This window comes from Thiocapsa rosea, assembly GCF_003634315.1.
In the GTDB taxonomy this organism is placed as follows: Bacteria; Pseudomonadota; Gammaproteobacteria; order Chromatiales; family Chromatiaceae; genus Thiocapsa; species Thiocapsa rosea.
In genome coordinates this window covers 5,378,791-5,399,358 of sequence record NZ_RBXL01000001.1, presented here as the reverse complement: position 1 = coordinate 5,399,358, position 20,568 = coordinate 5,378,791, and the positions used below count along the sequence as shown (strand labels likewise).

Genomic DNA, 20,568 nt, shown 5'->3' with positions numbered 1-20,568 from the left:
GAAACTTGACCCGGCGAATGCGCGCATCGCCTCATGAACTCGGCTTTCACCCAGACTGCGACACTTCGGGCGAGTCTGACGAAAGGCGCACTTTGCGGCCCACGATGTTTGCGGCGATCAATGCCGTCCACCCGCACTGGTGCGAAGCACCCAGGCCTTCGCCGGTCTCGCCATGGAAGTATTCGTAGAAGAGGATCCGATCGTTCCACTGCGGATCACCGCGAAACGGCTTTCTGGCCCCGAAGACCGGTCGTTCACCATTGGTGTCGCGCACGAAAATACCGAGCAGACGGCGCTCGATCTCGTCGGCCACCTCGCCGAGATGCGCCAGCCGACCCGAGCCGGTCGGCAGCTCGACCCGGACGCGCTCCCCGAGGCATCGGTGCAGATGCCGCAGCGATTCGATGGCGAGAAAGTTCAGTGGAAACCAGATCGGCCCTCGCCAATTGGAGTTGCCGCCGAACAACGCCGTTTGGGATTCACCGGGCTCGTAATCCAGACGCAGCTCGGCCCCATCCATCTGCAGGACGAGCGGATGCTCGCGGTGAAAGCGCGAGAGCGAGCGAAGCCCATAAGGCGAGAGAAACTCGGCCTCGTCAAGCATCGGCGCCAGCACGCGCTTAAGCCGATCCTCGTCGACCAGACAGATCAGCTCGGGGAAGCGCCCCGTCCTGAAATAACGCAGGAAAGCGGTCAGCTCGGGTTTGTTGTCGATGAACCAGCGTGCCCGCTTGCGGAAGGTGGGAAGACGCTTCCAGAGCGAAGCCGGGAGCTCGACGGCGGCGAAGATCGGCAGCAGACCGACCATCGAGCGTGAACGGATGGTCGCAACCGTGCCGTCCGGCTTGCGCAGGCGGTCATAGAAGAACCCGTCCTGCTCGTCCCACAGCTCCCCCATCGCCACGGCGATCGCTGCGAAATGCTCGAAGAACTTGAGCGCGATATCCTCGTAGGACGCGTCGTGATTGGCGAGACGCAATGCCATCTCGAGCATATTGAGGGAGTATTTTGCCATCCAGGCCGTGCCGTCGGATTGCTCCAGCAGGCCGCCGCCCGGCAGGGTCGCGGAGCGGTCGAATGGCTCGATGTTGTCGAGACCCAGGAACCCGCCCTCGAACACATTATCGCCGATCGCGTCTTTGCGATTGACCCACCAGGTGAAGTTCAACAGGAGCTTATGGAACATGCGCCCGAGGAAGTTGAAATCGGTGCCGCCGTCGATGCGAAACACCGCCAGCGCCGCCCAAGCCTGAACCGGGGGGTTGACGTCCCCGAAGGCCCATTCGTAGGCGGGGAGTTGTCCGTTGGGATGCATGTACCAGGCGCGGCCGAGGAGCAGGAGCTGGTGCTTGGCCGCGGCCGGATCGATGTGGGCGAGAACGACGCAGTGAAACGCCAAATCCCAGGCCGCAAACCAGGGGTACTCCCATTTGTCGGGCATGGCGATGACATCGTGGGCGTCCAGATGCTGCCAACCCGCGTTGCGACCGGTGTGTCGCGTCTCCGGCGGCGCCGGTTGCGAGGGATCGCCGGCGAGCCAGCGTGCGACGTCGAAGTGGTAGAACTGCTGGCTCCAGATCATTCCGGCGAAGGCCTGGCGCATGACTGCGGCCTCCTCCTCGGTGGCGTCCTGCGGCCGTAGCATGTCGTAATAGGCGTCCGCCTCGCGACGGCGCGCCGTCATGGTGTCCGTGAACCCGGTGCCGAGATCCAGGGCATCCTCTGCCGCGTCGCGCGAGAGTCGTAGGCGCAGCTCGACCGACTCCCCGGCACCGACGTGAAGCGGGTAGCGAAAGGCCATCTTGGTCCCGCGCCGGTCCGGATTGACGGTTGCGGCGCCCGCGACGATATGATCGTTGATGCCGTCCTTGGGGTAGGGCGGACTGTCGGCACTGCCGAAGAGACGCGCGGTATTGGTCTCGTTCTCGCAGAAGAGCGGCTCGGGGAGGTTGCCGTCGGGGCCGGCGCCGGCGGCCAGGTTCCATCGCCCGATGACCGGATCGTCAGCCGTCACGCCGGCAAGGCCCGCGGCGGCGGCCCCGGCGGCGAGCAAGGGTCGCTCATCGCCCTGACCCCATGACCAGCGGTTGCGAAACCAGAGCGTCGGCAGGATGTCGATCTCAGCCGGATCGGGCCCGGCATTGCGGACCTTGATGCGAATGCACAGATCGAACGGGGTCGCCTTCGCGTATTCGACGACGATCTGCCAATAGCGTCCATCGTCGAAGACCCCGGTGTCGCCGAGCTCGAACTCGGGGTCATGGCGACCGCGGCGCGCGGCTTCGTCCCTTAGCTGCTCGTAGGGAAACGCGGACTGCGGATAGTGGTAGCGCCAGGCGAGCCAGGAGGCCGTCGGCGCCCCGTCCAGGTACCACCAATACTCCTTCACGTCCTCGCCATGGTTGCCTTCGGGTCCACTCAGCCCGAACAGGCGTTCCTTGAGGAAGGCGTCCCGACGGTTCCAGAAGGCCAGCGCAAAGCACAGGTGCTGGTCACGATCGCAGATCCCGGCGAGCCCGTCCTCGCTCCAGCGATAGGCCCGGGAGCGGGCGTGGTCGTGGGGGAAGTAGGCCCAGGCGTTGCCGTCCGCGCTATAGTCCTCGCGCACCGTCCCCCACGCGCGTTCGCTGAGGTAAGGACCGAGCACCTTCCAGTCGCTCGGATGATCCGGGGTCTCGTCGGCAAGTCGATCGCGCTCCGCGTTGTTCATCTTGGCTCCAAATGCGCGGTCTGCGGCGCTCGGGCCGTCCGCGCAGCGAGTATGACGACGGAGCGTGGCTGGATTGACCTGCGCCTATTCCTCGCCAAATCCCTCTCGCAACTTTGCCTCTTGCTCGTTGGTCAGGTTGGATTTGATGAGCGTGCCGATGTGGCCCTTGAGCTCGTCCTCGACCTTGTCCAGCGTCACGTGTCCGGTGAGCAAAAACAGGCCCGATGTCCCTTCCGTGATCTGATCACGAACTGACTTGATGAAATCATCGTCGATGCCGTAATCGCTAAAATGGCCAGCCAAAGCCCCCATCGCTGCACCGACCGCTAAACCAAAGAACGGAACGAAAAACAGCAACCCGAACAGCATGCCCCAGAAGGCGCCGTTGAGTGCTCCTGCCCCGGTCAGGTTCGTCACTTGCCTGGTCTTCGGCCTTTTCTTGCCTTGCGGCCATTCAACAATGGCGGCATCGGAGACCTCGATCAGGTGCTGCTTTTGCAGGCTCTGCAGCTTGGTCAAAGCATCATTCGCACCAGTAACGGAATCGAATTTCCAAACGGTTAGAGTTGCCATAAGATTGCCTCATAACAGTGGATCGTTAATGCCAGAGTCTTGCAGGTCAACACTTCTTCTTGCCGTTCTTGAACGTTGCGCGCGCCTCAGCGAAGGCCGAGACCCGGGTATTCCAGGCTTGCGCGGTGCCTTTGGCCATCGAGTCCCAGACGCCAGCCGTCGCCTCCTGCAGCTCCCCATAGCGGGCCATGGCCTCATGGCGCGTGCTGCGCATCTGCTTCAGTGACTTGCTGTACGGCAGCTTGATGTCTGCGTGTGCCTCGCGGGCCTTGGCCTCCAGTCTGTCGATGTCCGCTCCCATTCGGAGATAACGGATACGGATAGATCACCGCAATCTGTTACAGCTACAGCCAAAGATGAAGGTCGTGCGTCTCCTTGATTCAGCTGCAAGCACAGTCGGTTTATTGAGTTGCGGCGGTCTCGAATGCCGAGGCGGGATGAGTTGGGCAGGCATTCACTTTGCGCCACTTTTGTACCATGAGCCTCATCTTCCATCTATGTCCCATTTTGGACATCCGGGGTCTCGTCGGCGAGTCGGTCGAGTTCGGCGTTTTTCATCTTGGCTCCAAATGCGCTGTCTGCGGCGCAGCGTGCCGTCGGCCGCCGAGAGGGGCTGGCACTGTCGTTCGGGCCGACCTGGGGCAGTGACGCGAGCAGGCGTGGCCTGCAATCTCCTCCCAAGCCGTGCCGAAGCGCGTTCCGGCAGATCGTCGTGCGCGCCGTAGCCCTGCGCCAGCGCGACGAAATCCAGGCCGGGGGTATCAGTCGTCAGCCAGGGCTCCATCAGCAGCATGTCGCGCGTCTGATTGCCGGCGGTGACGATCAGCGGCGTGCGGTTCTGGTAGGCGGTCAGGATGTTGCTCATCGCGTTGGCGAGGCCGGCTGAAGTGTGTACGTTGACGAGCGCCGGCCGGCGGGTGGCCTGCGCGTCGCCGTCGGCCGCGCCGACGGCGGCGGCTTCGTGCAGCGTCAGCACGTAGCGGAAATCCGCCGGGAAATCCTTGAGGAAGGTTTCCTCGGTCGAGCCCGGATTGCCGAAGATCGTCGTCAAGCCCAACTCGCGCAGCAGTTGGTAAGTCACATCGCGGATCGTCGGTGTGGACATGCATGCACCTGAAGATCATTAATCTCAGCGGAAGAGGTTGGATCGGCCGAGTTGCAGCAGTTCGTCGCCCCGACCGTTCAGGATCGCGTCCAGGCTGTAGAGGGCGAAGCCCTTCGCTTGCTCGATCCCGATCGCGGGCGGCATCGACAACTCCTGGCGGTTTGAGACGACGTCCACCAGTGCCGGGCCGTCATGGGCGAAGGCCTGTCGCAGCGCGCCCTCCAGATCCTCCGAGCTTTCGACCCGGATCCCCATCAAGCCGATGGCCGTGGCGACTCGGGCGAAGTCCGGGTTCTCGAGGCCGACGTTTTCAGGCAGGTAGCCCGCGGCCTTCTGCTCCATCTCCACGAAGCCCAGCGTGCCGTTGTTCAGCACCAGGATCTTGATCGGCAGTTTCAGCTGCACCGCCGTGATGAGATCACCGAACAGCATCGACAGCCCGCCGTCACCGGACATGGAAATCACCTGCCGGCCGGGATAGGCCGCCTGGGCGCCGAGGGCCTGGGGCATGGCATTGGCCATGGAGCCGTGGTTGAACGACCCCAGCAGCCGCCGCTTGCCGTTGGTCTTCAGATAGCGTGCGGCCCAGATCGTGGGGGTGCCCACATCGACGGTGAAGATGGCATCGTCGTCGGCGATCGCGTCGACCATGCGCGAGACGAACTGCGGGTGCAGCGGCTCGCCGTGTTTGCGCGGTGTGGCCAGCTCATCCAGATCGCGGCGGGCATGGGTGTAGTGCTTGCGCGCCTTTTCGAGAAACGCGGCGTCTCGCCCGGGACGCAGAAGCGGCGGGATGGCGTCGGCGAACTCGGCCACATCGGCCTGGATGCCCAGCGTCAGGTTGATCCGCTTGCCGAGCTGCCCGCCGATCCGGTCCACCTGGATGACCTGCGCATGCTCGGGGTAGAAATGCCGATAGGGGAAATCGGTTCCCAGCATCAGCAGCGTGTCGCAGTCCCTGATCGCGTGATAGCCCGAGGAGAACCCGATCAGCCCGGTCATGCCGACATCGAAAGGATTGTCCCATTCCATGTGTTCCTTGCCGCGCAGCGCATGCACGATGGGCGCCTTGAGCACATCGGCGAGCGCGACGACCGCATCATGCGCCCCGGCCGTGCCGGAGCCGGCCAGGATCGTGATCCGGTCGGACGCATTGAGGAGACGGGCGGCCTGGTCCAGCTGGTCCTGCGCGGGCACAATCCGCGGCTGGGCCGGCGGCGCGAAAGGCGGGATCGCTCCTTCGAAGGGCAGAAGCGACACATCGCCCGGCAACACGACCACGGAAACCGTGTTGCCGCTGATGGCCGTACGCAGCGCGCGGTGCAGAACGCCCGGCATCTGTTCGGGCTTGGTGACAAGCTCGCAGAAATCGCTGCACTCGGCGAAGAGCTGGGTGGGATGGGTTTCCTGGAAATAGCCCAGCCCGATCTCGGTCGAGGGGATGTGCGAGGCAATCGCCAGCACCGGCACGCGGTTGCGGTAGCAGTCATAAAGACCGTTGATCAGGTGCAGGTTGCCCGGCCCGCAACTGCCGGCACAGACCGCGAGCCGCCCGGTGACGGCGGCGTCCGCACCCGCGGCAAAGGCGCCGGCTTCTTCGTGCCGGACATGCATGAAGGCGATCTTTCCGTTGTGGCGCAGCGCATCGCCGAAACTGTTCAGGCTGTCGCCCGTCACCCCCCAGATCCGCTCGACTCCGGCCGCCGCCAGCGTCTCCACGATCAGCCTTGAGATAGTCGTCACAACGCGTCTCCTCTCCAAACACTGTCTATGCGCAGGCCAGACGACCGTACGCATCCCACCACCACACCCGTTTCCGACCGATCCACAGACGACACAACGCCTCTTCCTGGTTTGGCATGCGCCTCGGTTCCACTCCTCGCGGGTCGGCCCCGCGTTTCTCCCTGCGCCCTATCCACTTGCCAGAACGACTGTCAGCGAGCGCACGCCCTGCGCACCGTGGATCAGCACACCTTCGATGTCGGCCGTGGCCGAGAGGCCGGTGTGAAACGCCAGGTAGGCGTGGGCGGCCATCTCGGGGCGGCGATAGGCGTCCTGCACCGTCAGCAGGATCTCGGCGGGGTCGACCAGGACGACGAGATGCTGTGCCAGATAGGCCACCGCATTCACGCCGAGCACCGCATCGGGCAGCGCCACCGTGCCGGTCTCGGCAATCGCAAACCGGGCGCGGGTGACGGCGACATCGATATCGGCGAGGTCGCGCGGATGGCCGACCGCAGCCAGATCGCGATTGCCCGCCACCTCGGGCACGGTGGAGGCGATCTGCTTTGCATCGGGAAACCGCGCGCCCAGCACCTCATCGGGCCGCCCGTCGAAGACTTTCCCGCCCATGGATTTCAGCGCCGCCAGGAAATAGCCGGTGCGGTCGCCCCCGTCGTCGAGCGGGAAATTCGGTAGTTCGGGCAGGGGATGCGCGCCCACGGGTCGGTTGCTGCGCAACGCGCCCAGGATGGGCTCTCGCGCCGACATCGCCGCGTCTGTCATCATTCCACCCCCGTCTTGCCATGGGTACGCTGATACCAGCTGTGGAAGGTCTCGGGCGGGGCATCCGGCAGGTCGCGACCCTCTTTCGTCCAGGTCATGCCCCATCTTGACCGAGACCGCGGGCTCGAACACCGAAAAGGTGCCGCCGAAGCCGCAGCATTCGTCGGGACGCGCCTTTTCGACGATCTCGATTCCCTTCACCTTGCGCAGGAGGTCGAGCGGCTTGGAAAAGGGCGCCTCGCGCAACTCGGAAGCCGCGCCGTGGCAATGCCCCGCAGGGCGTTGCAGTTGTTGTGATAGCTGACCTTGTGGGGAAATTCGGCCCAGGGGAAGGCCTCGACCTTGAGGATATCGTGCAGGAATTCCACCAGCTCATAGGTGCGCGCGCGAACCGCGCGGACCTCCTCGGTCTGTTCTACCGAGGTCATGTGATAGCGCACCTGATGCGCGCAGGAGCCCGAGGGGACGACGATATAGTCGCAATCCGCGAAGGTGCGGGCAAAATGCGCCTCGGTCGCGGCGGCCTCGGCATGGCAGCCGGCGTTCACCATGGGCTGACCGCAACAGGTCTGGTCGAGCGGATAGGTGGGGTCGATGCCGAAGCGGCGCAGCAACTCCAGCGTGGCGATGCCGACCTGCGGCTCGAAGACGTCGATATAGCAGGGGACGAAGAGAGAGACGCGCACCGCAGGGGTCTCCTAATTCTGGCGGGGGGCCGCTGATGGCGCCGTAGCGGAAAGACGCAGCGGGATGCGCAGGCCTTCAGGGCCTGCGCATTTGGGTTCCGTGCCGGACGCCTTGCCTTGGGTCAGATCGCTTCAACGGGGCAGTAGACCGGCCACCATTCTGCGGTTCGCACCGCTTCGGTGATGTCGTCGATGTCGACGCTCGAGAGCCCCTGCTCGACGGCCGTGCGTGCGACATTGATGGCGACCACGCTCGACGTCACCCGCAGATCGGCGTTCGAGGGCAACAGCGAGGCACCGGGCGAGACGTCTGTGGCCTGACCGGCCACTGCCTCGGCCGCCGCGAGCAGCATCTCGTCGCTCACCATCGAGGCCCGCGAGACGATCACGCCGAATCCCAGCCCGGGATACAGGGCTGCGTTGTTGGCCTGGCCGATCTTGTAGGTCACGCCGCCCTGAACCACGTCATCGAAGGGCGCGCCGGTGGCGACCAAGACCTTTCCGTCCGTCCATTCCAACAACTGCGCAGGCGTCGCCTCGTGCAGCACGGTGGGGTTCGACAGCGGAAAGATGATCGGCCGCGCGACATGGGAGGCCATGTCGCGCACGATCGACTCGGTGAACATCTGTGGCTGGGTCGAGGTGCCGATCAAGATCGTCGGCTTCACCGCCGCCACCACCGTCGCGAGATCGATGATGCCGCCCTTCGCGGCTTCGGCCCTGCGCAGGGCCGCCATTTCCGGCCAGCGCGCCGCGGCACTGGCCGAGACCTCGCAGGGCGTGCGGGCCAGGCCTGCGACCTCGTCCATCGGCCGTGCATAGGGGCGCTGGAAATCCAGCAGGCCGTCGGTCATCTCGGCGGTCAGCAGGCCGGGCAGATCGACAAGCCAGACCCGGCGCGTGGCCTCGTCCTGCGAAAGGCCCTTGCGCACCATCTGGTCACGGATCTGATCGGCGATCCCGACCCCGGCCGTGCCCGCACCCAGCACCACCACGCGCTGCTCCGTCCAGGGGGTGCCCGCGCGCGCCACGGCATTCAGGGCCGCCGACATCACGATGGCCCCGGTGCCCTGCATGTCGTCGTTGAAGGTGGGCAGGTGGGTGCGATGCCGATTCAGGATGCGCCGCGCATTCGTCGAGCCGAAATCCTCCCAATGCAGCATGGCCTTCGGAAAGAGCTTCCGTGCCGCCGCCACGTAGGCATCGACGAAATCGTCATAGGCCTGACCGCGGACGCGGCCGTGACGATAACCCACGTAAAGCGGGTCGTTCAGCAGCTTTTCGTTGTCCGTGCCGACATCGAGAATGACCGGGACCACCCGATGCGGGTCCACACCGGCCGCCGCCGTATAGACCGCAAGCTTGCCGATCGAGATGTCGATCCCGTTCGACCCCCAGTCGCCGATGCCCAGGATCGCCTCGGCATCGCTGGCGACCAGTAGATCGATGTCGTCGGGCCCCGCGCCGAAGGCCGCCAGCCGCGCCTCGATCTCTTCGGGGGCGTCGATGCTCAGGAACACGCCGCGCGGGCGGGTCATCACCTCGCTGTACTTCTCGATCGACTCGCCCACCACGGGGTCGTAGACGACGGGCAGCATCTCGATCATGTGCCGCTGCAGCAGCGCGTAGAAGAGCGTCGCGTTGTTGTCGTGCAGCCGCCACATGTAGATGTGCTTGTCCAAATCCGTAGGCTCGGCGCGATAGGCCATCAGCGCGCGCTCCAGTTGCGGCTCCATGTCGGTCGTCACGACCGGGGGCAATAGCCCGTTCAGGCCCAGCGCCTGTCGCTCCGCCGCCGTGAAGGCCGTGCCCTTGTTGAGCGCGGGGTCGCGAAGAACCTCATAACCGCGCGCCTTGGTGCGGATCCGGCGCCCAACGGAATCCTGGACCACTTCTGCCAGTCTGCTGAACATGATGCTGTCCTCATTAAACCGCGCCCGGTGCGGTATGCGTCGTGTGTGGAATTGGCTTGGCCGCGCCGGCTCCGACGACTGTCGGAGCCGGCGCGGTTTAAGGTTGCTGCGTTGGCCGATTGCCGCTCAAGCGAGCTGCTGCGTGATACGTGTTGTCCTGGCCGGTCCGGACCCGCTCAGGCGCCGCCCACTCCGGCCCCCACCATGTTGGCCGGGTTGACGATCTCGTCGAATTTCGCCGCGTCGATGAAGCCGGACTTGATCGCGGCCTCGCGCAGGGTGGTCCCTTCGTCGTTGGCCATGTGTGCGATCTTTGACGCCTTGTCATAGCCGATCACCGGCGACAGTGCCGTGACCAGCATCAGCGACTGGCTGACCATCGCATCGATCTTCGCCCGGTTCAGCTCGGTGCCTTCGACCGAGAAGGTGCGGAATTTCTCGCAGGCGTCACCGAGGATGCGCATCGAATGCAGCATGTTGTTGATGAGGATCGGGCGCATGGCGTTGAGTTCGAAATTGCCCTGGCTGCCGGCGATGGCCACGGCCGTGTCCTCGGCGATCACCTGGATGCAGACCATCACCATGGCCTCGCATTGGGTTGGGTTGACCTTGCCGGGCATGATCGAGGAGCCGGGCTCGTTGGCCGGCAGGATCAACTCGCCCAGCCCGCAGCGCGGCCCCGAGGCCAGCCAGCGCATGTCGTTGGCGATCTTCATCAGCGCCACCGCCAGCAGCCGGACCGCACCCATGGCGGCCACGATCGCATCGAGCGAGCCCTGGGCGGCAAACTTGTTGGGGGCGGTCACGAAGGGCAGGCCGGTGAGCTGGGCGATCTCGGCCGCGATGTCGGCGCTGAAGCCCTTCGGTGCGTTCAGCCCCGTCCCCACCGCCGTGCCTCCGGCCGCGAGCCGGTAGAGCCCCCCCTTCGATGCCTCCAGCCCCGCCAGGGCATCCTCTAGCTGCACCACGTATCCCGACCACTCCTGACCGACGGTCAGGGGCGTGGCGTCCTGCAGATGCGTGCGCCCGGTCTTGACCACATCCATCCAGGACTGCGCCTTGGCGTCCAGCGCGTCCTTCAGCGCCGCCACCCGCGGGATCAGCACCCGGTTCATCTCCAGCACCGCGGCGATATGCATGGCGGTGGGGAAGGTGTCGTTGGACGACTGGCCCATGTTGACGTCGTCATTGGGGTGCACGGGCGTCTTGCTGCCCAGCTCGCCCCCCAGCAACTGGATCGCCCGGTTCGAGATCACCTCGTTGACGTTCATGTTCGATTGCGTGCCCGATCCGGTCTGCCAGACATAGAGTGGGAAGTGATCGTCCAGATCGCCGCCGATGACCTCGTCGGCGGCGGCGACGATGGCCGCGCGCTTCCACTCCGGCAGCCGGCCCGCCGACGCATTCACTTGCGCCGCCGCCTTCTTCACATAGCCATAGGCGTGATAGACCGGCTTGGGCATCCGATCGTCCCCGATCGAGAAATGGATCAGCGACCGCTGGGTCTGTGCGCCCCAGTAGCGATCCGCGGGCACGTCGATTCCGCCCATCGAGTCGGTTTCATGGCGCACCCCGCCGGCAGCGATGCCGATTGGAATGGGCCTCATCTGCGGGGTGTTGTCTCTATCTGGCATGGCGCAAATCCGATTGTGGAATGTCGCGGCGACGAACTGATGAGTCGCTCGGCCTTAGGATTAAAAATGGTCAAGAAAACGGAGTCGAGCGTCTATGTCCAATATAGGACAAAGATTGCCCCGGATCCCGAGTGAGATTCCCCTGAAATCCCCAAGGTCATCGCTCTCGCGCTGGTGATTGAGACCATTGGCAACGAGGCTGACGCATAGGAAATCCAAGCCATCCTGAGCGTCCAGGTTGGCCCAAGACAGAAGGCTAGCCGGGGTGGGATGCGCCGTTAAACCGCGTCCAGAGCGACATGCGTCATTTTCATGTTGCGTTTGGCTTCGGAGATGCCCTCGATCTCGGTGAGACGCGGTTTAAAATTTGTTATTTTTTTAATATCTTAAACCGCGCCGACTCCAACGCTCGTCAAGTCCGCCGGGGCCGATCCCATCCAAAAGCATGGCATACCGCGCGAGGTGCGGTTTAACCGGCCACCACCGGGTTGACCCAGCCCTCCGGTGGCGCGACCTGCTCGGTCTCTGGCGGACCCCAGGTGCCGGGCGCGTAGTCGTGCACCGGCGTCCCCGCCGTGAGCACCGGATCGACGATGCGCCAGGCTTCCTCCACATAGTCCTCCCGCGCGAAGAGGGTCCGGTCGCCGCTCATCGCGTCGGTCAGCACACGCTCGTAGGCATCCATTTCGTTCGCCTCCGCGTGCCGGCTTGCCAGCAGCTCGGTGGCTTGTCCCAAACCCTTCTCCTCGGCGTCCATGACCGTGAGTCCGAACGCCATCTCGTTGGCCGGGGAGATCCGGAACCGGAAGTAGTTGCGGTGAGGCCGGCAGTCCGGGAAGACCCGCGGTGCCCGCTTCAGATGGGCAACGACCTCGGTGCAAGTGACCGGGAGCGATTTGCCGGCGCGGATGAAGAAGGGCACACCTTCCCAGCGCCAGTTTTCGATCTTGAGACGCAGCGCCGCGAAGGTCTCCGTGGTGGACTCGGGGGCGACACCCGGTTCGTCGAGGTAGCCGCGGAACCGACCGCGCACCAGATCGGCCGCCGTCAGGGGTGGGATCGCCTTCAGTACCTTGACCTTCTCGTCGCGCATGGACTCGCTGTCGGTGCGCGCCGGCGGCTCCATGGCCAGATTCGCGAGCACCTGGAACAGGTGATTCTGCACCACGTCGCGGATCGTGCCGGTCTGGTCGTAGAAGGCGCCGCGGCCCTGCACGCCGAAGTCTTCCGCCATGGTGATCTGCACGCTTTTGACGTGCTCGCGGCTCCACAGCGACTCGAGCAGCGGGTTGGTGAACCGAAAGAACACCATATTGTGGACCGGTCGCTTCCCCAGGTAATGATCGATGCGGAAGATGTGGTCCTCGTCGAACGTGGCCAGCAGGATCGTGTTCAGTGCGCGCGCCGAGTCCAGATCGTGGCCGAAGGGCTTCTCGACCACGACGCGGGTGCCCGGGGTCGTGCACCCGGCCTTCGCCAATTGCTCCACCACAGCCCCGAACAGCACCGGGGGGATCGCGAGGTAGTGTGCGGGGCGCCGGGCGTCGCCGAGCCGTTGGCGTAAGGTCTGAAAGGTCGCGGCGTCGGCGTAGTCGCCATCCACGTATCCGAGCAGATCCATCAGTCGGGGAAAGGCCTGCGGATCGGCCCCGCCGCCGTGCTCCTCGAGACTCGCCTTGGCGCGCGCCTTAAGCTGTTCGAGGTCCCAGCCGGCCTTCGCCACGCCGATCACCGGAACCGTCAGCGTGCCGCGCTTCACCATCGCCTGCAGCGCCGGGAAGATCTTCTTGTACGCGAGATCTCCGGTGGCGCCGAAGAAGACCAGTGCATCGGATTGCAGCTCGCTCATGGTTGCCTCGCTTAGGTAACGGTTATGCCGACGGTTTCTCGTTGTGTCCGCCGAACTCGTAGCGCATGGCCGACAGCAGCTTGTTCTGGAGTTCGGCGTTGCCGCGGGAGCTGAAACGCTCGTACAGCGCTGCGGACAGCACCGGGGTGGGCACGCCCTCGTCAACGCCCGCCTTGATCGTCCAGCGCCCTTCGCCGGAATCGGACACGCGCCCCGCGAACTTGCCGAGCGTGGGGTCCTCGCTCAGCGCGCCTGCGGTGAGATCGAGCAGCCAGGACGCAATCACGCTGCCGCGGCGCCACACCTCTGCAATGTCCGCCAGGTCGAGGTCGTACCGGTAATGCTCGGGGTCGCGCAGCGGTGTCGTCTCGGCATCGATCTCATGCGTCTGCTTGCCGACGTTCGCGGCGGCGAGCACGTTGAGCCCCTCGGCGTAAGCGGCCATGATCCCATACTCGATGCCGTTGTGGACCATCTTCACGAAGTGGCCAGCGCCGTTCTGCCCGCAGTGCAGGTATCCCTGCTCGGCGGTGCCCTTGGCCGGGTCGCGGTGCGGCGTGCGGTCGATGTTGCCGATCCCCGGCGCAAGCCGGGCGAAGATCGGGTCGAGGTGCTTCACCGTCGCCGGCTCACCACCGATCATCATGCAGTAGCCGCGCTCCAGGCCCCAGACGCCGCCGCTCGTTCCGACATCGACGTAGTGGATGCCCCGGGCCGAGAGCGCCTTAGCGCGACGGATGTCGTCCACGTAATAGGAGTTGCCGCCATCGATCAAGATATCCTCCGGCGCAAGGTGCGGCAGCAGCGCATCGATCGTCTCGTCCACCACCGCGGCGGGGACCATCAGCCACAGGGCCCGGGGCTGTTCCAGTTTCTGCACCAGATCTTCGAGTGAGCTTGCCCCGGTCGCACGCTCGGCGACCAACTGATTCACCGCATCCGGCGAGCGGTCGAACACCACACAGTCGTGTCCCCCTGCGATGAGCCGCCGCACCATGTTGGCGCCCATTCGGCCGAGGCCGATCATTCCGAGCTGCATCGTTTTACCCCTCTGATTGATCAAATGAGACGTTGATGTGTCGGGTCACTGACCCGGTTGGAAACGCTGAAATCTTCAGCGCGACCGGCGTTGCGATGGATTGCGATCCGTGGGTGGCTCGATGCGAGGAAAGCGTTGGATGCATCGCCTCGATCCGGACCGCCCGCCACTCGCCCTCATGTCATGGACGCCTCGAAGATCGCCTGGATAGACTCATCCAGGGTCGCATCGAAGTCTGCATCGGACTGCCGAGCTGAAAGACCCTCGACCAAGGCGCGGGAGAAACTCGCCACCACCCCGGGGTTGCGGCACAGGCGCAGGTTGCCTTCCGATCGGGCGTAGCCGCCGGAGAGTGCGACGACCTTTAGGACCTGCGAATGCGCAACCAGGTCGGCGTAGAGGCCGTTCTGTTCCGGTAGGGTCAGCTTGAGCATCAGCTGCTGGTCGGCCGGCAGCCGTTCGAGCGCGGCGAGCAGGGCCGCCCGGAGCAGCGTCTCGGCGGAGCCCTTCTCGGGGCAATGGATGTCGACCTCGGGCTCGACGATCGGCATTAGGCCCGCGTCGAGGATCCGGACCGCCAGATCGAGCTGCTGATCCACGATGGCCGCGATTCCGACGGGGTCGGCTTGGAGGATCACCGAGCGCATCTTGGTGCCGAAAATGCCCTTGGCATTGGCCTTATCGAGCAGGTCATCCAAGCCCGGTATCGGCTTCATCAGCCGAGCCCCGTCCCGCTGATCCGCAAGACCCTTGTCCACCTTGAGGAACGGCACGACGCGTTTTCGGCCCCAGAGATAGTCCGCGGCGAGCTGCCCTTCGATCTGTCGATCCATGGTGCCCTCGAACAGGATGGCCCCGAAGACGCGGTCGCCGTTGAAACAGGGGCTGGTCACGATGCGGGTGCGCATGCGATGCACCAGAGCGAACATCTCCTCCTCGGTGGACCAGGCCCCGTCATCGATCCCATAGGCGTGCAACGCCGTGGGTGTACTGCCGCCGCTTTGATCCAAGGCGGCAATGAAACCGCACTGGGTCGCGATCTTGCGGCGCTGCTGCTCGTTCACGGTCAAGGTGCTCATCGCGGACCTCGCAACTGTCGGTAGCGACGGATCAGGGCGTTGGTGGAGCTGTCATGCGCAAGCTCGGGCTCGGCGTGTCCCAGCTCCGGCAGGATGCGTTTGGCCAGCACCTTCCCGAGCTCCACTCCCCATTGGTCGAAGGAGTCGATGTCCCAGATGGCCCCTTGCGTGAAGACACTGTGCTCGTAGAGCGCGACCAGCTTGCCGAGCGCGGCCGGTGTCAGCCGTTCAAGCAAGAGCGTATTGGAGGGCCGGTTGCCTTCGAATGTGCGGTGCGGCACCAGCCACGCCGGCGAACCCTCGGCCGCGACCTCCTCGGGTGTCTTGCCGAAGGCCAGGGCCTCGCCTTGGGCGAAGACGTTGGCGAGCAGCATGTCGTGATGCGGCCCAAGCGGATTGAGCGACTGCCCGAAGGCGATGAAGTCGCAGGGGATGAGTCGGGTGCCCTGATGAATGAGCTGGTAGAACGAATGCTGGCCGTTGGTTCCCGGCTCGCCCCAATAGACCGGACCGGTATCCGCGGCGACCGGTACGCCGGCGAGGGTCACGTGCTTGCCGTTGCTCTCCATCGTGAGCTGCTGCAGGTAGGCCGGGAAGCGCTTGAGGTATTGCTCATAGGGCAGTACCGCGATGGTCTGGGCACCGAAGAAGTTGTTGTACCAGAGCGCGAGCAGTCCCATCAGGACGGGCATGTTCCGCGCGAAGGGCGCCGTTCGGAAATGCTCGTCCATCGTGTGGAAGCCGTCGAGCATGGCCCGGAAGTGCTCCGGTCCGATCGCCAGCATGGTCGAGAGCCCAATGGCGGAATCCATCGAGTAGCGCCCGCCGACCCAATCCCAGAAGCCATACATGTTGGCGGTATCGATGCCGAACTTCGACACCTCTGCCGCATTGGTCGAGACCGCGACGAAATGCTTCGCAACCGCCGCCGAGTCCCCGCCCAGGCCCTGCAACACCCACTCGCGTGCCGCGTGCGCATTGGTCATGGTCTCCAAGGTCGTGAAGGTCTTGGAGGCGACGATGAAGAGGGTCTCCGCCGGATCCAGGTCGCGGGTTGCCTCCACGAAGTCCGTGCCGTCGATATTGGACACGAAGCGGAAGGTCATGGAGCGGTCGCTGTACGACTTCAGCGCTTCGTAAGCCATCACGGGACCGAGGTCGGAGCCGCCGATGCCGATGTTCACGACGTTCAGGATTCGCTGACCGGTATGTCCCTTCCATGCGCCGCTGCGGACCTGCTCGGCGAATTCGGCCATGCGATCGAGCACCTGGTGCACCTCATCGACGACGTTCACGCCATCGACGAGGATCGACGCGCTGCGCGGGGCGCGCAGGGCCACATGCAGAACGGCGCGGTCCTCCGAGACGTTGATGCGCTCGCCGCGGAACATCGCCTCGATGCGCTCGCGCAGTCCCGACTCTTCCGCGAGCTGCACCAGGAGCGCGAGGGTCTCGTCCGTGGCGCGATTCTTCGAGTAGTCGAGATAGACTCCCGCGGCCTCGAGCGAGAGGCGCTCGCCGCGTCCCGGGTCGTCTGCGAACAGTCCGCGCAGCGTCAGCGGGGCGATGACATCCCGGTGGGCGCGGAGCGCTTCCCAAGCGGGGCGCTCGGTTAGATGTGGCTGAGTGGGTTTCATGCGCACGGCTCCTCTGGGCATTCAACCGCGCCTAACGCGGTATGCGATGTTTTTTGGATAGGATCGGCACCGGCAGACGTGACGACCGCTAGAGCCGGCGCGGTTTAAGATTATAAAATATATAGCATTTTAAACCGCGTCTCCGCTAAGGGCTGCGGATGCGCCGAACGTCGCGCCCACCCGAAAATTTAGCATCTCGCTCTGGACGCGGTTTAGGGCCTCGGGCTTTGTAATTCTGACGTCGACGGCGATTCATCGGCGAGCGTGGCGAGCGCTGCTTGCGGGCCGGTCTTCGGCTCCCAGACCCGGAACCCGCCGACAAAGGCGTTGGCGTTGTCTCCCAATCGACAGCCTGCGGGCAGCTCGGTCAGGCGTTTCGCGTTGCCGCCGCCGAGCACCACATCGTCGGGCTCGAGAGCGGCCACCAGACGCTCGACCACGTCCGCCACAAAGGCCCGCCATTTTTTCTTGCCATGTCGCTGGAGGCCGCGCAGCCCGACATAATCCTCGTAAGTCCCCTTGCGGTAGGGCAGGTGGCCCAGCTCCATCGGCTCGATCTGACCCGCCACGATCATCGTGGACCCGAGCCCGGTCCCGAGGCCGAGAAACAGCATCTTCCCGCCCCGATAGCTCCCGAGTGCCTGCATGGCCGCGTCGTTCATCACCTTGACCGGCTGACCGAAGGCGTCGGCGAAATCAAACGCGACCCACCCCGAGGAAAGGTTATGGGGCTCCGCCACCGGGCGGTTGTGCAGCACCGGACCGGGGTAGCCGACGGTGACCCTGTCGTACGCCCAGTCTGCAGCCAATGCCTTGACCTGCTCGACCATCGCGGCAGCGGTCAGGGTGGGTCCGGATTCGAACTCCCGGCGCTCGCTCTGCCCGCTCGCGAGAATCTTGACGTGGGTTCCACCCACATCGACAGCGAGGATTTTCAACTTGGACCCCTCCGCACCATCATCTCGACCTCACCGGGCGGCTCACAGCTCACCCGGGCCGGTTCATCGCACCACCTTTTGCGGCGATGACGGCCATCAGCTCGCTCCAGGAGGCGACGAAGGAGGCCGCACCCTCGTCCTGTAGTCGCTGTGCCAAGGCATCGATGTCGACCCCTGCCTCGGCGAAGTCCGCGAGCACCGTCTCCGCGTCGTCCGCCTCCGCACCGCGGCCGGCATCGGACACGCCGTGATCGGCGAACGCCTTGAGTGTCGCCTCGGGCATGGTGTTGACCGTCAGGGGTGCCGCCAAGCCCTCCACATACAGCACATCCGGTGCCTTGGGATCCTTGGTTCCGGTGCTCGCAAAGAGCAGTCGCTGGGGCCGGGCGCCCGCGTTGAATGCACGCTGCCAGCGGGGCGTTGCAAGCAGATCCCGATATGCTCGATCGGTACGCCGGCCGATGGCGAGCCCGAGCCTGTTGGCCATCGCCGCGGGGACCGTGTCGGCCACCGCCACGTCCCACCGGCTGATGAACAGCGATGCCACCGAGCCTACGTTCGGGCACAGCCCGGCGGCAATGCGCCGCTCGACGCCGCGCAGATAGGCCTCTGCGGCCGCCAGGTACTGTTCGCGCGAGAAGAGTAGGGTCACGTTGACCGGGATTCCGGCGTAGATCGCGTCCTCGATGGCGGGCAATCCCTCGGGGGTGCCGGGGATCTTGATCAACAGGTTCGGCCGGTCGGCCCGGCGATGGAGATCCCGGGCCATGGCGAGTGTCGTCTCGGTGTCGTGGGCCAGGGTCGGCGAGACCTCCAGCGAGACCCATCCGTCCACTCCGGACGTCCGCTCGTGGATCGGGCGAAAGAGATCCGCGGCCTGACCGATGTCCTCCAAGGCGATCTCGAAGAACAGCTCCTCGGTCGGCAGGCCGGTCACGAGACGCTCGCGGATGGCATCGTCATAGGCGGAGCTGTTTTTGATCGCATGATCGAAGATGGTCGGATTGGACGTGAGACCCGTCACCGCCAGTTCGTCGATGTAGCGTTGCAGCGTCCCTTTGGTGAGAAGGTCGCGGGTGATGTTGTCGAGCCACAGGCTTTGGCCTGAGTCATGGAGCCGCTGAGTCGGGTTCATCGCTTCTTCTCTTAAATTGTCTGAAAAGTTGCTTGGGTGAAGGGCCGTGGAAGAAATGCGTTCTCGACACCTGCGATCGCGAGAGCAGCAGCGAATTGTTTGGCGCTGGACGTCATCTTCCGCTGCCGGACGACTGTTGCTCGAATACTGAGAGTGGCACTGAACGCTGTTGGCACTCGTGATGGACGTCGACCCACCGAAGCATCGACGGCAAGCGCATGCGGGCCAGTCGTGATTGCCACGCATGTTCCAATGTGCTGGCGCGCGCGTCCATGGCCAAAATGGGACAAAGACGCATGTCGCTCCGGACGCGGCTTAGGTCTCTGGCGTTGTATTCTCACGCTGAAGGCGATTCATCGGCGAACGTGGGTAACCCGGCTTGCGGGCCGGTTTGCGGGTCCCGGGCACGGAGCCCGCCGACACAGGCGTAGGAGTTGTCCCCCGATCGACAGCCTGCGGGCAGCTCGGTCAGACGTTTCGCGTTGCCGCCGCCGAGCACCACATCGTCGGGCTCGAGAGCAGCCAACGGACCCTCAACCTCCCGGGGCGGCTCACAGCTCACCCGACCCGTTTCATTGCACCACCTTGTGCGGCGTTGATGGACATCGGTTCGTGTCATCCCAGAAACGGATGACAGGCTCGTCGAGGTCGTGCTCGTAACCCAACGCGCTCAAGCTCGCGGTGAGGAGCATAAAGAATCGGCCGGCATCGGGCGCCAACCCGAGCCAGCGCGCAGCGAAGACACGCAGAAAATGGCCACTCGAGAACAGGAGCACGTTTCCCTCGGTCGCCCGAACCCTGGCGATGACCCGATCCGCCCGCTCACCGACCTGATCCAACGACTCGCCCCCGGGGCAGCCGTCGCGAAACAGCCGCCAGTCGGGGCGTCCGGCTCGAATCTGTTGCGTGGTCTGCCCTTCGTAGTCGCCGTAGTCCCATTCGACCAGGTCTCGATCGATCTCGGCCACCGCACCGAAGCCTGCCAGCTCGCAGGTGCGGACGGCGCGGATCAGGGGGCTCGCCAAGACCTTTCGAAAGGGAATGTGCTCGAGCCGGTCCGCGAGCAACGCTGCATTGCGCTCGCCCTCGGTGCTCAACGGGATGTCGGTCAGACCCGTATGCTGGCCGGATCGGCTCCACGCCGTCTCGCCGTGGCGAGCGAGATAGACCATCGGGAGCTCCATACTCGTGTGCCCTCCAGTCCTGCCGGGCTTGCAGACGCGCCCCGCACGGGTTAACGTTCGACGCGCACAAGCATACACGGGGTTCTCCTCAGGCGTCACCTGGCTTCAGAGGCAGAGCCCTAACGATGTCGCATCGGCGCAGGTCTCCAACACCGCTTGCTCGACCTCGCGATGGGCTTGCTGACGGCGCACCCTTCCCGGTGCGTATGAACCAAACGCTAACCAGGACACAGCGACATGGCGACAATCGAAGAGATCGAAATCGGCCGTTATGCCAAAGAACTCGAAGAGGACGTGCGTCACCTCCTGAAAAAGTACAGCCGCATCATGGGCTGGGATGTTCCTGATCTGGACGAGCAAGCCGCGCGGAAGCTTATCCTCGATGCACTCCAGGCGTCGGTCGTACGCGTGGGGTCCGAGACCTAAAGACCAAACTCCTCGGGGCCGGCCTTGCCGAGCCCCCCTCGGGCGATGACACCTTGCCCGGGATCTGTCGTGTGCGCCATCACGTTCGGTCCGTTCACCTTGGTCGGCGCATCCTGCCGGACCGATGCGGCCGGCCGGTCGCCGCTGACCTTCAA

17 protein-coding genes are annotated in these 20,568 nt (G+C 64.7%); 1 reads left to right on the top strand and 16 read right to left on the bottom strand.

What is annotated here, in order from left to right:
- Nucleotides 1-46: 46 nt before the first annotated feature.
- From BDD21_RS24060 to BDD21_RS23980, 16 genes are all read right to left on the bottom strand, one after another.
- On the bottom strand, nt 47-2,710 hold the full coding sequence (locus BDD21_RS24060; RefSeq protein WP_120799324.1) for an MGH1-like glycoside hydrolase domain-containing protein: 2,664 nt from the start codon (nt 2,708-2,710) through the stop codon (nt 47-49).
- A gap of 84 nt (nt 2,711-2,794) precedes the next feature.
- Entirely contained in the window at nt 2,795-3,283 is a 489-nt protein-coding gene (locus BDD21_RS24055) for a DUF1269 domain-containing protein (protein WP_120799323.1), read from the bottom strand.
- A 46-nt stretch (nt 3,284-3,329) separates the two neighbouring features.
- A complete protein-coding gene (locus BDD21_RS24050) occupies nt 3,330-3,584 on the bottom strand; it encodes a sll1863 family stress response protein (RefSeq protein WP_120799322.1) in 255 nt (84 codons plus the stop codon).
- Between the two features lie 183 nt (nt 3,585-3,767).
- Nucleotides 3,768-4,388, bottom strand: a complete 621-nt coding sequence (locus tag BDD21_RS28385) for a thiamine pyrophosphate-binding protein (protein WP_211335153.1) — start codon at nt 4,386-4,388, stop codon at nt 3,768-3,770.
- A gap of 24 nt (nt 4,389-4,412) precedes the next feature.
- Complete coding sequence (gene poxB / locus BDD21_RS24040; RefSeq protein WP_211335152.1) at nt 4,413-6,131, bottom strand: ubiquinone-dependent pyruvate dehydrogenase; 1,719 nt, start codon at nt 6,129-6,131, stop codon at nt 4,413-4,415.
- A 168-nt stretch (nt 6,132-6,299) separates the two neighbouring features.
- A complete protein-coding gene (locus tag BDD21_RS24035) occupies nt 6,300-7,139 on the bottom strand; it encodes a LutC/YkgG family protein (protein WP_211335151.1) in 840 nt (279 codons plus the stop codon).
- Entirely contained in the window at nt 7,091-7,579 is a 489-nt protein-coding gene (locus BDD21_RS24030; protein WP_211335150.1) for a heterodisulfide reductase-related iron-sulfur binding cluster, read from the bottom strand. The genes BDD21_RS24035 and BDD21_RS24030 overlap by 49 nt, the downstream gene beginning before the upstream one ends.
- Before the next feature lie 122 nt (nt 7,580-7,701).
- A complete protein-coding gene (locus BDD21_RS24025; protein ID WP_120799320.1) occupies nt 7,702-9,492 on the bottom strand; it encodes an NAD-dependent malic enzyme in 1,791 nt (596 codons plus the stop codon).
- Nucleotides 9,493-9,668: 176 nt separating this feature from the next.
- Nucleotides 9,669-11,126, bottom strand: a complete 1,458-nt coding sequence (fumC, locus tag BDD21_RS24020) for a class II fumarate hydratase (RefSeq protein WP_120799319.1) — start codon at nt 11,124-11,126, stop codon at nt 9,669-9,671.
- A 469-nt stretch (nt 11,127-11,595) separates the two neighbouring features.
- Nucleotides 11,596-12,975 (bottom strand): glucose-6-phosphate dehydrogenase, encoded by a 1,380-nt coding sequence (gene zwf / locus BDD21_RS24015; protein WP_120799318.1) that lies wholly within the window; start codon nt 12,973-12,975, stop codon nt 11,596-11,598.
- 22 nt (nt 12,976-12,997) lie between these two features.
- Nucleotides 12,998-14,014 carry a phosphogluconate dehydrogenase (NAD(+)-dependent, decarboxylating) gene (gene gnd, locus BDD21_RS24010; RefSeq protein ID WP_120799317.1) on the bottom strand — a complete coding sequence of 339 codons (1,017 nt, stop codon included), beginning with the start codon at nt 14,012-14,014 and terminating at the stop codon, nt 12,998-13,000.
- 176 nt (nt 14,015-14,190) lie between these two features.
- On the bottom strand, nt 14,191-15,093 hold the full coding sequence (locus BDD21_RS24005; RefSeq protein ID WP_120799316.1) for a fructose bisphosphate aldolase: 903 nt from the start codon (nt 15,091-15,093) through the stop codon (nt 14,191-14,193).
- On the bottom strand, nt 15,090-16,730 hold the full coding sequence (pgi, locus tag BDD21_RS24000) for a glucose-6-phosphate isomerase (RefSeq protein WP_120799315.1): 1,641 nt from the start codon (nt 16,728-16,730) through the stop codon (nt 15,090-15,092). Before pgi ends, BDD21_RS24005 begins: the two co-directional genes overlap by 4 nt.
- 212 nt (nt 16,731-16,942) lie before the next feature.
- Nucleotides 16,943-17,668, bottom strand: coding sequence for an ROK family protein (locus tag BDD21_RS23995; RefSeq protein WP_211335149.1), 726 nt, complete (start codon nt 17,666-17,668; stop codon nt 16,943-16,945).
- Between the two features lie 49 nt (nt 17,669-17,717).
- Nucleotides 17,718-18,803 carry a transaldolase gene (gene tal / locus BDD21_RS23990; RefSeq protein ID WP_120799314.1) on the bottom strand — a complete coding sequence of 362 codons (1,086 nt, stop codon included), beginning with the start codon at nt 18,801-18,803 and terminating at the stop codon, nt 17,718-17,720.
- 572 nt (nt 18,804-19,375) lie between these two features.
- Nucleotides 19,376-19,987: a histidine phosphatase family protein gene (locus BDD21_RS23980; protein ID WP_120799312.1), complete on the bottom strand. Its 612-nt coding sequence runs from the start codon at nt 19,985-19,987 to the stop codon at nt 19,376-19,378.
- A 237-nt stretch (nt 19,988-20,224) separates the two neighbouring features.
- Here BDD21_RS23980 and BDD21_RS23975 point away from each other — a divergent pair, with 237 nt between their 5' ends.
- Nucleotides 20,225-20,413 (top strand): hypothetical protein, encoded by a 189-nt coding sequence (locus BDD21_RS23975; RefSeq protein WP_120799311.1) that lies wholly within the window; start codon nt 20,225-20,227, stop codon nt 20,411-20,413.
- Nucleotides 20,414-20,568 lie beyond the last annotated feature (155 nt).

Excerpts from the sequence above, each read along its gene's own strand:
- BDD21_RS24060 (WP_120799324.1), bottom strand. The coding sequence starts at position 2,710 with ATGAACAACGCGGAGCGCGATCGACTTGCCGACGAGACCCCGGATCAT.
- BDD21_RS24055 (WP_120799323.1), bottom strand. The coding sequence starts at position 3,283 with ATGGCAACTCTAACCGTTTGGAAATTCGATTCCGTTACTGGTGCGAAT.
- BDD21_RS24050 (WP_120799322.1), bottom strand. The coding sequence starts at position 3,584 with ATGGGAGCGGACATCGACAGACTGGAGGCCAAGGCCCGCGAGGCACAC.
- BDD21_RS28385 (WP_211335153.1), bottom strand. The coding sequence starts at position 4,388 with ATGTCCACACCGACGATCCGCGATGTGACTTACCAACTGCTGCGCGAG.
- BDD21_RS24025 (WP_120799320.1), bottom strand. The coding sequence starts at position 9,492 with ATGTTCAGCAGACTGGCAGAAGTGGTCCAGGATTCCGTTGGGCGCCGG.
- fumC (WP_120799319.1), bottom strand. The coding sequence starts at position 11,126 with ATGCCAGATAGAGACAACACCCCGCAGATGAGGCCCATTCCAATCGGC.
- zwf (WP_120799318.1), bottom strand. The coding sequence starts at position 12,975 with ATGAGCGAGCTGCAATCCGATGCACTGGTCTTCTTCGGCGCCACCGGA.
- gnd (WP_120799317.1), bottom strand. The coding sequence starts at position 14,014 with ATGCAGCTCGGAATGATCGGCCTCGGCCGAATGGGCGCCAACATGGTG.
- BDD21_RS24005 (WP_120799316.1), bottom strand. The coding sequence starts at position 15,093 with ATGAGCACCTTGACCGTGAACGAGCAGCAGCGCCGCAAGATCGCGACC.
- pgi (WP_120799315.1), bottom strand. The coding sequence starts at position 16,730 with ATGAAACCCACTCAGCCACATCTAACCGAGCGCCCCGCTTGGGAAGCG.
- tal (WP_120799314.1), bottom strand. The coding sequence starts at position 18,803 with ATGAACCCGACTCAGCGGCTCCATGACTCAGGCCAAAGCCTGTGGCTC.
- BDD21_RS23980 (WP_120799312.1), bottom strand. The coding sequence starts at position 19,987 with ATGGAGCTCCCGATGGTCTATCTCGCTCGCCACGGCGAGACGGCGTGG.
- BDD21_RS23975 (WP_120799311.1), top strand. The coding sequence starts at position 20,225 with ATGGCGACAATCGAAGAGATCGAAATCGGCCGTTATGCCAAAGAACTC.